Origin of the sequence: Enterococcus sp. 9D6_DIV0238 (assembly GCF_002174455.2) — a bacterium.
In the GTDB taxonomy this organism is placed as follows: domain Bacteria; phylum Bacillota; class Bacilli; order Lactobacillales; family Enterococcaceae; genus Enterococcus_L; species Enterococcus_L dunnyi.
This window is the reverse complement of the sequence record NZ_CP147246.1, coordinates 2,089,768-2,106,435: the sequence shown is the minus strand read 5'-3', so window position 1 is coordinate 2,106,435 and position 16,668 is coordinate 2,089,768. Positions and strand designations below refer to the sequence as shown.

The 16,668-nt window shown below is 34.7% G+C and carries 15 protein-coding genes; 2 read left to right on the top strand and 13 right to left on the bottom strand.

Annotated elements, in window-relative coordinates:
* Positions 1–78: 78 nt before the first annotated feature.
* The 8 genes from A5889_RS09830 to A5889_RS09795 all read right to left on the bottom strand — a co-directional run bounded on the left by A5889_RS09830 (position 79) and on the right by A5889_RS09795 (position 10,162).
* The gene (locus tag A5889_RS09830) at positions 79–2,406 is read right to left on the bottom strand and encodes an L-type lectin-domain containing protein (protein WP_087641725.1); all 2,328 of its coding nucleotides are present in this window, start codon (positions 2,404–2,406) and stop codon (positions 79–81) included.
* 52 nt (positions 2,407–2,458) lie between these two features.
* Positions 2,459–3,118 carry a WxL domain-containing protein gene (locus A5889_RS09825; protein ID WP_087641724.1) on the bottom strand — a complete coding sequence of 220 codons (660 nt, stop codon included), beginning with the start codon at positions 3,116–3,118 and terminating at the stop codon, positions 2,459–2,461.
* A gap of 41 nt (positions 3,119–3,159) precedes the next feature.
* Complete coding sequence (locus tag A5889_RS09820) at positions 3,160–4,170, bottom strand: DUF916 domain-containing protein (RefSeq protein WP_087641723.1); 1,011 nt, start codon at positions 4,168–4,170, stop codon at positions 3,160–3,162.
* A gap of 465 nt (positions 4,171–4,635) precedes the next feature.
* Positions 4,636–6,174, bottom strand: coding sequence for a C47 family peptidase (locus A5889_RS09815; RefSeq protein WP_207114607.1), 1,539 nt, complete (start codon positions 6,172–6,174; stop codon positions 4,636–4,638).
* Positions 6,175–6,192: 18 nt separating this feature from the next.
* Positions 6,193–6,864, bottom strand: coding sequence for a hypothetical protein (locus A5889_RS09810; RefSeq protein WP_087641722.1), 672 nt, complete (start codon positions 6,862–6,864; stop codon positions 6,193–6,195).
* A gap of 1,137 nt (positions 6,865–8,001) precedes the next feature.
* The gene (locus A5889_RS09805) at positions 8,002–8,712 is read right to left on the bottom strand and encodes a hypothetical protein (RefSeq protein ID WP_207114608.1); all 711 of its coding nucleotides are present in this window, start codon (positions 8,710–8,712) and stop codon (positions 8,002–8,004) included.
* 699 nt (positions 8,713–9,411) lie between these two features.
* Complete coding sequence (locus tag A5889_RS09800) at positions 9,412–9,927, bottom strand: hypothetical protein (RefSeq protein ID WP_087641719.1); 516 nt, start codon at positions 9,925–9,927, stop codon at positions 9,412–9,414.
* A 22-nt stretch (positions 9,928–9,949) separates the two neighbouring features.
* Positions 9,950–10,162, bottom strand: coding sequence for a hypothetical protein (locus A5889_RS09795; protein ID WP_087641718.1), 213 nt, complete (start codon positions 10,160–10,162; stop codon positions 9,950–9,952).
* A gap of 155 nt (positions 10,163–10,317) precedes the next feature.
* Here A5889_RS09795 and A5889_RS09790 point away from each other — a divergent pair, with 155 nt between their 5' ends.
* Positions 10,318–11,133, top strand: a complete 816-nt coding sequence (locus A5889_RS09790; RefSeq protein ID WP_087641717.1) for an AraC family transcriptional regulator — start codon at positions 10,318–10,320, stop codon at positions 11,131–11,133.
* Positions 11,134–11,149: 16 nt separating this feature from the next.
* Complete coding sequence (locus A5889_RS09785) at positions 11,150–11,569, top strand: DUF2000 domain-containing protein (protein ID WP_087641716.1); 420 nt, start codon at positions 11,150–11,152, stop codon at positions 11,567–11,569.
* A gap of 137 nt (positions 11,570–11,706) precedes the next feature.
* On the opposite strand, the gene A5889_RS09780 is transcribed toward A5889_RS09785, so the two are convergent.
* The 5 genes from A5889_RS09780 to A5889_RS09760 all read right to left on the bottom strand — a co-directional run bounded on the left by A5889_RS09780 (position 11,707) and on the right by A5889_RS09760 (position 16,647).
* On the bottom strand, positions 11,707–12,657 hold the full coding sequence (locus tag A5889_RS09780; RefSeq protein ID WP_087641715.1) for an alpha/beta hydrolase: 951 nt from the start codon (positions 12,655–12,657) through the stop codon (positions 11,707–11,709).
* A gap of 126 nt (positions 12,658–12,783) precedes the next feature.
* The gene (locus A5889_RS09775; protein ID WP_087641714.1) at positions 12,784–13,929 is read right to left on the bottom strand and encodes an ArgE/DapE family deacylase; all 1,146 of its coding nucleotides are present in this window, start codon (positions 13,927–13,929) and stop codon (positions 12,784–12,786) included.
* 166 nt (positions 13,930–14,095) lie between these two features.
* Positions 14,096–14,920: a pur operon repressor gene (purR, locus tag A5889_RS09770; protein ID WP_087641713.1), complete on the bottom strand. Its 825-nt coding sequence runs from the start codon at positions 14,918–14,920 to the stop codon at positions 14,096–14,098.
* A gap of 237 nt (positions 14,921–15,157) precedes the next feature.
* Positions 15,158–15,988, bottom strand: coding sequence for a metal ABC transporter permease (locus tag A5889_RS09765; RefSeq protein WP_087642055.1), 831 nt, complete (start codon positions 15,986–15,988; stop codon positions 15,158–15,160).
* Positions 15,967–16,647 carry a metal ABC transporter ATP-binding protein gene (locus A5889_RS09760; RefSeq protein WP_087641712.1) on the bottom strand — a complete coding sequence of 227 codons (681 nt, stop codon included), beginning with the start codon at positions 16,645–16,647 and terminating at the stop codon, positions 15,967–15,969. The genes A5889_RS09765 and A5889_RS09760 overlap by 22 nt, the downstream gene beginning before the upstream one ends.
* Positions 16,648–16,668 lie beyond the last annotated feature (21 nt).

Here is a 16,668-nt window from a genome sequence, read left to right as displayed (position 1 = left end):
AGAAGTTACTTCTGCTTCCACCGTTTATTTGTTTTTAAAGGGACTGGGTTGTAACTCGTAGAGTTATGTCCCAGTCCCCTATATGGGTGCTGAAATCAAGTTCCAATTAAGGGTTCCCTCATAAGTTCCTTGAATCATTGAATTAGTTGGGTTAATATAGAATCCATTTTCTCCCTCCTGATCCAAAGTGTACTCACCATCTGCATCCTCTTTACTCTGTAAAATATCAGTGGGAGTAGTTGTTATCGAAAATTTTTCTCCATTGATTTTATAGTATAAAAAAGAGTCATGCGCAAAATAATTTTGACTTGTTACATTATTTTTATTAACAAAGTTTGAACCTACTAAATTCACTTGTAATTTCCATTCTTCATTAAATAGACGTTGATCCAAAACAGTGACAGGACTCATATCTTCCACCTTTACATCACCACCTCCAATTTTAATAGGACCACTATTAAAAGAAGAGGGAAATGATGTAATTGATAATGTACCTTGAATAAATAGATCATTCAATCTAGCAATATCCGATTCATTTTCTTCAGCATCTACACCCCAAAGTTCAAAAGTATATTTCCCAAACTCTAAATTTGATGTATCAACCTCCAATGCTACATCTTTTTCTTCTAACTGTGACAGCTGATATATACCAAAATCAATCAATTCATTATTCGATAGTTTTCCGAAAAGCCTAATTGATTCACTATCACGATCTGAAATCGATACGTTTAAAGGTATCCTTTCTCCAACAGTAAAGATTGACTGGTTTTCTAAAGGCGAAATAGATACTGTTGGTGCATTCTGTTTGTATAATGCGATTTTGGCCGAAGAAGTTGCTCCTGTTTCTTGATTTGTCACATTGTAATGAAGGTTAAATTGGCCATAAGGTAGTTGAAGAAAACTTTCAAATATATCATATGTAAAACTACCACTTACTTCTATCTCTGTCCCTTCAAATTCTTTGATCAGCTCAAACTGTCCATTTTGCTCCAGTTGTATAGAGTGGGTTAACAACAGACTATTCTCATTGGTCCAGCCAAACTCTACTAAAAAAGAATCGATATCGTTGTCAAGGATAACTTCATCATTTTGATGAGAAAGAATTTTTGCTTCAATAGTGACATCGGCTACATTAAAATTGAAAGGAACTGATTCATAAACTGCATTTCGTCCAGCCAACCTACTAGTTATACTCTGTGAGTAAAAATCATCGTTAATAATCTTTGCTTTAAATGTAATAGAAGCTTTGTTTGTTGGATTATTATTGTGTTCTCCTAAATTAGGAATAATCCCTGATGGAATGTTTAAGCTGTTGTCTGCCCAAATAAGACTATCTTCGATTATTTCATCATTGACTTTAGTCGTATTCTCAACCAAATTCATTCCATTTGGAATAATTGTAGTTAAATCAATGTCTGTCCAATTCTGTTTACCACTCAGCCATTCAGCTTCAATAGCAATTGTCACTTCAGAACCACCATTGACTGTCCCGTTTTCAAGGATTTCTTGTCCATTTCCATCAAACATTCTAATGGATGTGTCTGCATTTACTAAACCAGGAACTCTTTCAAAAATCACTCGCTGGTCTGCTTTATAGGTTGGTCCAGTTGAACCTGTAAATCCCCAAAAAGCTTCTGAGCTTAATCCATTTTGAAATATTTGAGAATTTAAATATTCTGGGCTAATTTGTATAGGTTCCTGATCATTTATTTTAAAAGTCAATATTCCTTTTGTATAATCTTGTTCATTCGCCTTCCAATTCAATTCTAACCTTGTCCAATTTCCACTCGCTAAATTTACATTTGTGATTAATGAATGATGGTTAACATAACGTGTAGAACCAAATATATTAAAGTTATCCGTATACCCCGTCGAGGTTCCTGGATATACGACTGCTATGTGATTATTATTAAATGGACCAGTAATTCCATTATCAAAAAAGCCATCTGCAGAAGCTTTATTACCATATAAATCGAATTCAATCCCAATCGAATTAGGTATGCCCAGAGCACCTTGATATCTGTTCTCTCCCAGAGCACCCATTGCAGCACCAGACGAAGTAAAGGTATTACCAGCACTTTTTAACAGAAATACTAATCCATCACCAGAAGCTGCAGCTGCAGCTCCTTGATTTACATATGAAACCATATTAAAATCCTGTGTAAAGTCTAACAAATTCTCTGGTGTACTCCATAATGCTCCAACTTGATTAGCAGAACCATTAGTGATGATTGCTGTATCATCAACTACAGTAGCAGAATTACCTGAAACACCTACATCGGACGTAAATATCCCATCAAGTGAAACTCTATCAGGAATATTGGTAGATGCTTCAGACTGAAATCCCCATGAAAAAAAAGGTATTGACAATAGGATTCCCAGTAACATACGTTTCAACATTTTCATCCTCCATCTCCTTAGTTTTAATACTTGTTATGTCTCTTCTGCTCCTTAGTTCCTATTCGCCAACTGGTAATGCTGATAATGACCATGTAAACGTACTGTGATAGGCTCCAGCAACATTTCCATCACTTATTGTAACTTCTGCATTTTGAAATTCTGTGACCCAAGTTCCTAGTCCCTCACCTGACTCAGCAACTACAATCGGACCTGCATCGAGACCATTAGTTGTGTCAACAATACCTTGTATATTGTTTACTATGCTGGGAGCATTTGAGGCATTCCCATTCACAGGGCTAACTGAGACTGGTATAGACATAGTCATTCCTCTAAGAGCTGTACCATTACTTTTAAATGGTGAAATATTCAAGCCTAAACTCCAACCTTCTCCTGTCCCTCTTCGATCAGTAACTTGCGCATTACGGGTATAATTTGCTGCTGACTGGCTAGCTGTCAATGTATCAGTGAATGTACCTGACAATCCTTCCCCTTTAAAATCAAATTGTGGAACAGCGTCAATTGTCAATAATCCTGTTTGCCCAGTGCCGCCAGAATTGTCTGGATCTGGAAGTATAGGAGCTACAGATCCTGCTTCTCCTTCTTCTAACGCTTCAAGAGTTGCCGTCCCTTCTGTCGTTACTGACTCTACTGCCATCACCTGTTCACTACCTACAAATACACAACTTATAAGTAATGATGTCAATATCATTTTTTTCATATCATTGTCCTCCTAAATCAAAAAATATTTATTCAAAAAAACTAGTTTTTATGCTTTTTCAATTGTATTAAGATAAGTAAAACAGTGATACTTATTATCAATACTATTGTTAGCAATAACCAATTTATTTGCGTTTTTTTACGATCAATACTTTTTTCTAATACTTTATCCTTTGCATCTGATTGAATTGTGAACTTTTTTTGTAATTTCCATTGTTCTTCTCCACGAGAATGTATATCTATTTTCATAACATACTCGCCAGGGTCAAGCTTAGAATTATCTATCCGTTCTGGTAAGCTGAAAATACTATTAGGTGCCATAGAAAAGGTATCTTTCCTAAATTTGTGAATCGTTTCTCCTTGATCATTTTGTATTTCCCCAAGTAAGGAATAGAACGAAATCAATTGCGACGCATTATTATGAATATCGGTAACAACTGTAAAGTATCCTCCATAATTATCAAGATATATTTTTTCCAAAGAAAAATTTTTCTTAACACTCTCTTCTGACATTCGCATTTGACATCCAATAATCATTGAAAATTGATTCGCTATATGTATTCCTTCCTTTGAACTTACAGTTTCTTCCTCATCAATTTCTTGAATATAGAAACCGCCCAAAATAATTCCTTCAAATGGCTTTTTTGGTATTTTAATAGTAAAAGTAACAACCTTTTCAGAATTTCCAGCCAGTTCAACAATTTGTTCCTTAGAGGTAATCTCTTCAAACGATGCTATTAAGTTAGGTGTATTCTCTAATTCCATTCCGGAATAGTCAACAGTTCCATTTGACGTAGTTTTAGCCGTGTTTGGACTAACTTTTAGTTTAATCATCTTGTCACTTGCATTATTAAGTTTAATGGCTACTTGTTGCTCTTCTCCTGGAGTAACTAATAAATCAAAATACGACTTTTTTTCATCGATTTGATTTTTGGCTGGTATCATTGTTGCTGTATAAGACAGCGTTGAAGGCGGTGTTGCATATACGGTGTTAGTTATTCCTAAAAAGAGTACTAGTAGTAATCCATATATCAATAAACTATATTTCCTCATCTATTCCCTTCCTTTCTACCATGAAATTAATTAAGTATCTGACCTTGTAAATATAGTATCAAAAAATTTTATCAAGATTCTTTCATTAGCTTTTGAGTGAAGTTTACTTTTTGACTCTTGACTTTTTTTACAACTCATCAATTTTTATACAAAAAAATTGAGACTATCAAAGAGACTATTCTTCTTTTTTTGACACAGTCTAAGATGATGAAAGTATTACTCCACCTGATATTCTGTCTTCAATTAATGTTTTTGAGTTAAAGAAAACACCCTGAATTTTTTCATGATGTTTCCCCTCCTTTTTGCTATGCCAAAAACCAATGTTTTTGGTATAGATGCTTTAACACACAAAATAGGATAGAGAAATTCTCTATCCTGAATCTTTATTTTGAACAACTCTATTGAACAAACAAAAAGAAGGTATAAGAATATACTCATACCTTCAAAGCCTTAAGATATCAAATTTTATTTTTTGACAAGTTTTATTTCAAGTGCTTCTATTCGAAGTTTTTTTCCACTAGTTCCAGACATTTGATTATCTTTAGAATACGCAGTCCAACCAATATCTTGAACATGGGTTCTGTATTGAACTGAATATTTTTTTGAAAGATCTCCAGTAAGCCTAATCTTTATCGCCTCAACTCGTAACTTTTTACCATTGGTTCCTGCCATTTGTCCGTTTGATACCTCTGGCTGCCAACCAATATCTTGAACATGAGTACTATATGCTATTCCGCCCGAAATACCACTTGCTAATCCGGATACATTAATCTTAATAGCTTCAACCCTTAGACCTAAACCAGTTGTTCCTGAAAGCTGCCCATTTTCTACCGTCGGTAGCCATCTTTTATCTTGTACAAAAGACGAATATGATACTGCCGGTTTCATTTCTTGAAAATTATACATTGTATAATACCACTCATATTTATCTTCTCCTAAAAAAATGTAAGGTGAATTACTGGAAACAACGAATGTATCTTCCCACCAAGGATTCCAATAATGATAGAATGGTTTAAGGGAGGGATTTCCCTGTACTGCTGTATAGCCCATTTGAACAATTGAATGAGCTTCTGTTGTATCAGATTTCAAATTTGTAATAACAGGCCTATGATTATCTATTTCAGCTTTTACTTTATCAAATGATAATAGACCTGGAGTTCTTTTTAGGTCTTTATCAAACGTTTTATTTACATAGTTCATTGATTCATTCACACTATTACTAATAATCCAACTAGTATCTTCTTTCTGCTCATCTGTTGCTTGCGGATATGTGCCATCAATAATTTTTTTTGCTGAAGTAATTTCTTTTCCAGCTTGATTATTTATGACCGCAGCATACGTATAATATTGACACCAAGGTTTATCTGTTTGAGTTTCATATACAGTCCACGGCAATATATTACTATCAATTTCTGTTGATAATCTAGCTTTTCGAGTTTTCGGAAACGCAATTTTTTCTGTAATATCATAAACAGAACGTGTTGAAGGAAGTATTTTTTTATCAATAGTATCTTTCTCACCAGTGATCAATAGTGAGTTAATTGTATCTTGATACGTATAAAAGATATTTTGATTTTCTCCTTCTAGAAAAATAGCTTGATCCTTGTTAGTCACAATTCCTGTACTAAGTTCTTCTAGCTTTGCTGCCAAAGCTTTTGAAAGAATGTATGTCTCTCGATTTTGGTAATCTGATTGATCCATCTGCAACGTATATTCAATACGTTTCTCTTTGTTATTGATAATTGGGAAATTATACTTAATATTTTTGGAATAGCTAATAGTAAAGGGTGTTCCTAGGTAATAGTCTGAAATATTTTTATCTTCAGAATAAATCATATTCGATAAGTACTCTTCCCATGATTGAGAAGCGAGTTCTGTTGCCTCCTTTGGAATCTCAGTTAATTCAACATATAATGAAGCTGCTTCTGTTTTTAAGGAAAAAGTTCCTAGAAAAATAGTACATGAAAATGCTGCCACCAACCCAATTTTTTTCATTAGTTTCATTTTTTCAACTCCTCGCTTTTATTTTGTAAACCCGTATAGTGTTGAAATCCAGCTGTAGGTAACATTTGCAGACGGATCTATTTGGCTTTCTTTAATTAATAATGGTATTGTATTCTCATTACCACCATATATAGCCCCATTTCCATGGTTCACACTTTGATACATATACACTACTTGAGAAGGTCTCCCTGGAAAAGTCACCTTTTGATAGCCATAGATAATTATAGACGATTCTTGTTCTATCCAATAGTCACCATTTGCTGATAAATACGCAATAACTGGACGTCGGTTTGAAAGCTCCTCCTTCAATAAAGACATATCTAATTGTCCAGGATTAATTTTGGTTTTATATCCCTGACTATTCAAAAAACTATTTGATTGTTCCAGATTTGCCGTTACAGATTTTAATTGAGCATCACTATACTTAGGATAAACATATTTAAGTAATTGACTTGCCTGCCTAGTCGTTGATCCTTCCACAAAATTTAATACATTAACTACTGATAACGGTGTAGGTTGCAAGGTAAAAACTTGCTTTAGTGGCTGATTATACTCAGGAATCATAACTGTCTCTATTTCAGGTGGAACAAAATCAGCTTCAGCAACCTCATTATGCATAATAATAGTGCTAGTCCCTAGAATAAACACACATAGAACAAAAAAATTGTTTGCCCATTTTTGAATTTTCATATTAATTCTCCTTCTTATATGAACTTAATTTAGAAAAGCCTAGTTTATAAAATAGGGGCATAGAGATCTCATATTCCTTTGCATTGGAATTTCAAGTTCTCTATGCCCTTATTTATCAATTTCCATTAATTTTTAATTATTTTGATATCGCTTAATTAAACGATAAACACAAGCTAATAAAAGAATCACTGCACTAATCAATGATTGTATTGCATGACCTACAAATAGATAGGAGTATAGGAAAAACAATGCAACCATAAAAAATAATAGTGTCAACCAATTATACATTGGGGACATCTTCACCCGTCCTTTTTGACTATTTCTTTTTTAGTAAGTCTAACTATACAAACCATTACTAATATTGAAAACACTATGATACCAAATATAGAGTTCCAATTCCTATTTCCACTTACATAATCACTAAGAAGGTATATAAGAACTAGTGAATATATACCTACTGGAATGAATCTTTCAAGTTTCCTCATACTCTTCTTTCATCTCCAAATTACTGATATTCCTTGTAGTGTAAATAATTAAATAATTAGGTCTTTGCTATCTATTTTTAATAAGTCTTGTTATCAAGACTATTAGTAAAATTGAAAACATTACTATACTAAATAAAAGTTGCCAACTTTTTCCAATACATAAGTAACTATAAATAGCATATAACAGAACTAAAAAGATAATTACTTCTGGAATTACTTTTTTGAATTTCATTTTGATTGCTCCTGATTATTAAGTATCTTAGTTTTTATAAACAAAGTACGTCTAACTCCAACAGCTATTAATATGATTTCATTTCAAGTGTTTTCTTACTATACGATAACCACAAACAACAAAAAGAAATATCGCACATAATAGAAATTGAATTTCGTGCCCTACATAAAAATATGAGTACATAAGAAATACTACTAAAATCAAAAGAGACAAGGTTATCAAACTATCCATTTCTTTCACTTCCACTCAGTCTACTTTAAATTCTTCAATCTTTTTTTCGAAATAAATAAATTGAAACAAAAAAATATATCATGGAAACAAATAGGAATGTAAAGAATGAATTTACGTATACATACATGTATAAAAATATTAATGCTGCTATAAAAAGCATAAAACTCACAATTTTATTCGTTTTCATAATTAGTTTGGATATACAGAATATGTTGGTACCCAGTTATTTATATCTACTGATATACCTTTTTTATCTGTCCCCTTATCTATTTCACCTTGTATTGAATTTGCAATCATTCCATCATATGCTCCTGATATAATAGGAAACACTGATAATACTGCTGCCGGAGTAAAGGCTAGAATAGCAACTACAGCACCTTGAACTAAAGTACTATTTAAAAACATAGTTTTCAAATCTATGGTTCCTTTTGGTCCAAATGATTGAAATTTTATCCCCCACCAATGAGAAGTTAATTGATATGGTTTTTCGGGGGCCGGTTTTCTCACTGCTAAAGTATTTTTCCCAATTCCATTGTCAGCAGTTACGTGAAAACTTCCACCTGCTAACTTGGCATTCATATCTTCAATATTTTGTGTAATATAGTTGAAATACTCTGCACCTGAAAATTCTGAACCAATTTCTAAGCTGATTTGACTTTCATTGTTAATTAAGACTTCTTTAATTTCCTCTGGATCATTAAGAACAAATTTCTTCCCATCAAAACTGATCTTACTGTCTACGAAACTCTTAAAATTTTCAAAAGTACCTTGTGAGTTATCAGCTGTAGATACCTCCACTCTCGATTGAGGTACCGATTGTTCACTTGCTAAAGATACTGTTGGTGCTACAAATCCTACTGCAATTAAAGTACCTAATACTAGACCTAACATTTTTTTCAATTAACTAACCTCCATATTTTTATTATTTGTAAGCGTTGTACATAATATAAAATAACATTAGTTAAACTAAATGTAAATATTAATCAAAAAAATATGCTTATTAGAATAATATTTTTATCTATAAGCATGGTTTGACATTTATTGGAAATTATATAAAGAGTGGTTAGCCAATGAAAATCACATTAAATGTTTTTTTTTATGTTAGATCTGACTCAACAAGGTTATGTCAGATCTCAACTGTTTTACTTGGATACTTTACACAAAAAAAGTGATCACTATGCAGTAGCATGTAATCACTTTTAACTATATTTCGTTGTATACTATTGCTTATGATAGCCAATCAAATCGAAAATGATCCAAACGGCTAATAGACTAAAAATTGTTAGAATACCTGTAATTAGAATAATTGGAGAAGCCTCCCCTTTTACTATTGTTCAAGTTTATGAAAATACACCAAAGTTGTAAAGCTTTTTTCATTGATTCTAAAAGTTTTCTTATTTTATTTGTATAGGTATTTTTTACACTTATTCTTTACTCAATGTTTTTTGCATTGACACTTTATTATACAAAACAGGAAAGAGAAATTCTATTAAACATCTAAAATCCTTATCATAGTTACACTCTCACAATGTTCAACTGCCTATACTCTATCGAGGACGATTGCTACAAAAAAGCCATTCAATATCATTGGGATATATCTTAGATAAACAACTGAATCGCCATAAATTTTTCCAAAACAACTACTACACTTCTTATTTCAGAGCTCTCAGAGCTACTATTTTGATTTTCTCCTTTTTGATGCTGTTTATTAGCAAACTTTTCAGCCTCTTCTCTAAGATCATTGGTAATTTCTAATGACTGGTCTTTATCCATTTTTTCAGCAATATATTGAACATAATCATACGCTTCATAAGGTACCTCAGACGTATCATTTTCTTTTTGATATTTCTCTACATAATAAATATACTCATTCACTTCTTTTTCTGTCATTGCTCGGTTGATCTGAGTTGGCGCATTTGGATCATCTTTAAAGTCTTCTTTTTCCTCTTTCGTCATCTCTCTGTAGAGATTAGGATGCATCAGTTCACCCGTGCCATTTAAAACATGATCTTTCATGGAATCAAAACTTGCTGCATTTACTTGGACTTCAAAAATTAGAACGCCCATACAAATCAATCCAAAACTTATGATCAGTTTATACCAATTTTTTCTCATTACTCTTCTCCTGTCTCTCATATCATTCTACGTATTTTGAATCTTGAAGCTGCCAATTTCCTGTAACAAAATCATATACAACTATTGATTGATCATCTTCCCACTCATGTCCATTTTTATACAGCCTTATAGCTATCCTATTCGTTCTTTTGGGATCGATTTTAGAGTTGGTTGTAAGGATCGTTACTCCGTTTAATACCGTTGTCCGACTCGCATTCTTTCTACTGACAAGCATATCAGATTTTCCATTCGATTGTTAGTAATTTTTACATAATGTGTATAAATGATTATGGGTACCCCTGTCGTATTAGAAAATTTATTTTTTCATCAATATTATTCTATAATTTTAGCTTTGGCTTATGCTATTCTTGATCTACAAAGGAGAACGCTATGCTAGAAAACAGACAAATCGTTTATAACTCACAACTAGAAATCGAAGCGCTAGTCTTTGATGGTATCCAGCAAAAATTTCCAAATCATTTCCATGACTACTATGTGATTGGTTATATTGAAAAAGGCAGCAGAAAATTATCTTGTAAAAATAAAGAATATATTCTTAAAGAAGGAGATTTTATTTTCTTTAATCCGTATGATAATCATGAATGTGAATCCATAGATGGTAAACCGCTGATCTATCGAAACCTGCATATTCGCCCAGAGATCATGGAAAAACATGTGCAGGCACGACTATCGTTAACCAAAAATCCGATTTTTACTGTAACTGTTCCTGAAACAATGCAAGAAAATCAATTATTTTTACAATTACACGAACGGCTGATGAATGAACGGGCAAATGATGCTTTTGAAATCGAAGAATTATTTACCTTGCTGTTGAATGATCTACTATCAAATTATTCAAGTCTTGAAGAATCAAAACATCCGACCATTCCACACAAAATCAATGAAACAAAAGAATTCATTGAAGAAAACTATGCACAAAAGCTTTCACTTGCTGAATTGAGTGTATTCGCAGAAACGAATCAATATACATTCATTCGGCTATTTACAAAATACTTTGGTTTGACCCCTTTTCAATACCTGATCACGACTCGGATCAATCAGGCCAAACGATTATTAAAAAGCGACATTTCCATCACTGAAATCGCTATGGAAACTGGTTTTAGTGATCAAAGTCATTTTACTCGAGTATTCAAAGCGCAAATCGGTGTTACACCAAAAATGTATCAAAAAATTTTTATTGCTTAAAGAAAGAATGTACATAATGGTACCAGAACAAAAATGTGTGATGCTCATTGATGAAGCATTGCCTATAGGCTTGATTGCCAACACGACCGCTATATTAGGCGCAACGTTAGGAAAAGAATTTCCCGCTGGTATAGGCTCTGCTGTTTATGACTCTAATGATCAAGAACATCTCGGAATCGTTAATTATCCGATTCCTATTTTGAAATCCTCCGAAGAGTCATTGAGCACTCTTAGAACAGTTTTAAATGATGAGCGTTATTCAAGTTTGACTGTCATCGGTTTTTCTAATATTGCTCAAACCTGCGGCTCCTATGAACTATATACCGAGAATATGAAAAATACAGCTCCGGAACAGATCCATTATTATGGCTTATGTCTACATGGGAGCAAAAAGTTAGTGAATAAATTGACTGGTAGTTTGTCTTTATTACGTTAAAATACTCTAAAAGAGGTTTGCTATAGCTGCTGATAAAAAATTAGAAGTAAACAGCTTCTTTGATACTACACAAAAAAAGCTGCACTATCTGATCTTAAAACGTCAGATAGTACAGTTCTTTTTTTATTATCAAGCTTTTATTTTGAATTACGTTTATTGATCCAATCCGTCGATACATCCATCGCTGCTCGAGTCGCATTGCTTTGATCCATCGAATTGACCATAACAAAGTCATGAATCATTCCTTGGAATCTAATTTGTGTGACATCAACACCTGCTTCACGTAAATGGCGGGCATACTCTTCTCCTTCATCTCTCAATACGTCTGCTTCACCATTTAAAATCATTGCAGCAGGCAAGCCTTCAAGATCCTCTTTTGTAGCTTGCAATGGAGAAATCGTTTTGATCGTAGCGTCTTGTCCTTCTGGTAGATAGTTGTCCCAGAACCATTTCATTCCATCTTTTGCCAAGAAATAATTTTCAGCAAATTGATTGTATGATCCTGAATCAAAGGAATGATTTGTCACTGGATAGTACAATAATTGTTGACTGATTTTAGGGCCTTTACGATCTTTTGCCAACATCGTTAAGACAGTCGCCATATTTCCGCCGACACTGTCTCCTGCAATCGTCAAGCGGCTAGTATCGTATTCGTCATTAGCATCATCAACTAGTTTTAATAATGTTGCATAACATTGTTCGATCGCTACTGGATATTTTGCTTCTGGTGAACGATCATATTCAGGAACGAACACAATAGAATTTGTTCTAACAGCTAATTCTCGAACTAACTTATCATGTGTATGTGCACTGCCTAATACCCAGCCTGCACCATGAACATAAAGGATCACTGGGAGTTTTCCTGTTGCTTCTTTTGGTTTTACGGTGCGTACATTGATCGTACCATGATCACCTAGATCCCATTGCTGATCGTTGATGTCAGCTTCAAGTTTTTCCACTGGTGAACTTTGGACTTCTTCAAGTAAATCGCGTGCATCATTAACTGGGAGCTGATAGATAAATGGTTCTTTTGCATTTGCCTCACTGAATTCAAGTGCTGATTGTTCTAAAGAAATTCTTTTTACCATACTGCTACCTTCTTTCCAATGTTATACCCTCATATTAAGCCCATATTATAACTAGTTCAAATAGTACGCTTTATTAAAAAAAAATACAAGCAGAATTTAATAGAATTCTGCTTGTATTTTAAGCTATTATGCTAAATAGACCGTAGCCATTTCTTTATAGATATCGATCATTTCCAAATAGTTATCAATATCGACATATTCATCGACTTGATGGGGTGTTTCATTGCCTGGACCAAAAATAATCACAGGAAATGCTTGTTTCCCTTTTGTAAATTCTGCCGCATCTGTGGTTCCAGACACACCGACCATCGGAATATCTACATTTACTTGTCTTTTAGCTACTTGCTGCGCAATTTTAGCAATATCCGAGTTCTTTTCACTTTTCACCGAAATTTTATTGGCTTCGATCGTTAGCGTTAACCGATAATTTTCTTTTTGATTCAACTCATCGATCAGCTCATTCATTTTTTTGATGACTAAATCATTATCATACCCTGGAATCGTTCTGATATTCCCTTCCAGACTCGCTTCACTTGGGATACTGTTGATTTGTTCCCCGCCAGAAATCATCGTCACATTATAAATGAAGTCGCCTAACACTTCATCAGTGTGTGTTTCACTGCGGAATAATTCATTGGCTCTTGTATAGAAATCATTTAAATGATCGATTGCATTCACACCTAATTGCGGCATAGAACTGTGGGCATTTTTCCCTAGAGAAGAAACTTTAAAATTGATCGATCCTTTATGTGCATAAACGATTCCGGCATATCCAGAAGGTTCACCGATGACCATAGAAGTCACATCATCAACATATCCTTCTTTGGTCAGCTGTTCAGCACCAAGCTCACCCACTTCTTCACCGACTGTGGCCAATAAGCGTAAACGACCATTAAAGTCAGCTGCTTCTTCTTTCAACTCGATCATAGCAATTGCCATAGCTGCCAAACCACTCTTCATATCACAAGTACCGCGTCCAAATAGCTTCCCATCACGAATTTCTGGTTTAAATGGATCTGACGTCCAGTCTGCAGCATTTCCAGCTGAAACAACGTCCATATGTCCTGAAAAAGCTAAGACCTTCTCACTTTTCCGATTGCCGATTTCAACAATCAAATTATCACGATCCTTATCATATTCTAAAAATGAAGAATCGATCCCATGCTTTTTAAATAGCTTGCTTAAATACTCTGCAACTTCCTTTTCATTACCGTTGACTGATTTGATTGCAACAAGGTCTTTTAAAATTTGAATCTTTTCTTGTTTTTCCATTGTGTATGCCTTCTTTCATTAGATACATCCAAGGTTCTTCATTATGTGTGGAAAAAGGTTGGATATTCCATTTCACACATCTACTATACACCTATTTAAGATTTTTGTTAAATTAAAAAAGGCTTTACTAAGTACCATTTGTACTTGAGTAAAACCAAAGTCAAAGCTATTTTTCTTCGTCAAAATAATTCCCAGGAACTACATTGATCGTCTTCGTTTGAGTGTCTACATCTTTCACATACAACAATGAAGTATAATCTTCGATTGCCCGTTGACCATTGAATTTTGATTCTGCAAAAACAGTGATGCCAACAAGTTCAGCTTCAAACTCTTCGATCAAGCTCTTCATTCCGTTGACTGTTCCGCCACCTTTCATGAAATCATCCACAACCAAGACTCTAGAACCGCGTTTCAAGCTGCGTTTTGATAATTCCATTTTTTCGATCCGTTCAGAAGAACCAGAAACATAATTCACACTAACCGTTGATCCTTCAGTGATTTTTGAATCGCGGCGCACGATTACAAAAGGTACATTCAAATAGTAGGAAACTGCTTGAGCGATCGGTACACCTTTAGTCGCTACAGTCATTACTGCATCTACCTGCTCATCTAAATACTTGGAAGCAATGATTCGTCCAACCTGACGCAATAATTCCGGCTGTCCCAATAAATCAGAAAGATAAACATATCCTCCCGGCAGCAAGCGATCCTGTTCTGACAAGCGATCACACAAAGATAAAACCAATTCCTTAGACTCTTCAAATGGGATTTCAGGAATAAACTGAACGCCTCCAGCAGCGCCTGGAATCGTTTCAAGAATCCCTGTTCCACGCTCTTTAAATGTTTTTTTGATAATTGCCAAATCTTCACTGATCGATGACTTTGCTGACTTGTAGCGTTGCGCAAAATAAGTCAATGAAACCAATGTATGTGGATGCTCTAACAAATACTGCGTCATATCGATCAAACGCTCACTTCTCCGAATTTTCAAATCCGTCACTCCTTTTTCTTTTTATAGATCTATTCGTCATGCTCTTTATGAGTATACCTGCTTAAAATTTAATGGTACGTCCTTTCAATCTATCGTTCCCTATTATAAGGTGTTTGATGAAAAAATTCGAGCATTTTTTGAAAAAAATGAAAAATAGTTCGCAATTTAGAAAACAAAAAAGAAGATAGGAGAAAAAACTTTCGTTTTTCCTCCTATCTTCACTAAAATAAGTTGTAATCAACCTCGGCTCATCTTCTTATTTCGCTGTATCGTCACGATGATCTTTTTGAATACACTGACCAATATAAACAATCCAATAAAAATCAATGTGATGCTGGCACTTGGCGGTGTCTCTAAATAATAAGAACCCGTCAATCCTGTTAACATGCCAATCAATCCCATGATCACACTAATGATGATCACTGTATTAAACCCTTTACCGATCCGCATACCGATCGCAGCCGGCAATACCATGATCGCTGAAATCAACAACGCTCCAGCAATCGGAATCATCACTGCGATCGCAACCCCTGTGATCACGTTGAACAACATCGACATCCAATGGATCGGAAGACCATCGACATGCGCTGTATCTTCATCAAAAGTCAGTACATACATCGGTCGTTTGAATAAACAAAATAAGACCACTAAAACAACAAATAAAACTGCTAAAATAATGACCTGCTGCCAGGTGATCGTCACGATCGAACCAAATAAATAGGACTGGATGCTGGCTGCAGAATTACCGCCGCTCAAATTCATCAGCACAAGCGCTAATGCCAGACCTCCTGACATCAAAATAGCAATCGAGATTTCAGAATATGTGCTATAGATCATCCGTAAATATTCCAAGATCACTGCTGCGATGATCACGACAACCAATGTCATGATATCCGGGTTCCAATTCAGGAAGAATCCTAAAGCAACTCCTGCTAATGATACATGAGATAGTGTATCTGCCATCAGCGATTGTCTTCTGATCACAAGAAATACCCCCAGCATTGGAGCTATCACTGAAATGAAGGTCGCCGCTAAAAAGGCTTTTCTCATGAACTCATATGAAAGCATCTCCACTGTGAATCCTCCTTCCGAACCAAACGAATTTGTCGATCCGCGTATGATTTTATATCTTCATGGTCATGAGTGATCATTAAGATCGCTTTGCCATGGTCGTGCGCATTATGCCTTAACAGGCGATAAAACTCGTTTCTGGACGTTTCATCCATTCCTGTTGTTGGTTCATCTAAAATAAATAAGTCCGGATCTGTCGCAAAAATACGAGCTAAACTGATTCGTTGCTTTTGTCCGCCAGAAAGTTCCCCGATCCGTTTATGACGCATTTCCCACATACCGACAGCTTTTAATGCTTTTTCTACATGCTGATGATCCCGTTTAGTCAATGGCTTGAACCAGCGACCACGCGGAAAACGACCTGATCGGACCAATTCGATCACCGTACTTGGAAAACCCGCATTAAATGAGGCGACTTGCTGAGGAATATAACCAATACTCAGCTTTTCCCCTTCACTATTTTCTTTAGAAATCGTGATCGTCCCTTTAGTTGGTTTCAACAGTCCTAAGCTACTCTTGATCAAGGTTGATTTTGCTGCGCCGTTTTCTCCAGTCAAAATCACAAATTCACCTGGATCGACATGATAAGATACACCTTCTAGTACTGGCTCATCATCATAATAAAATGTGAGATCTTTAACTTCTAGATAATGCATGATCTTGCTCCTTTTTGAGGT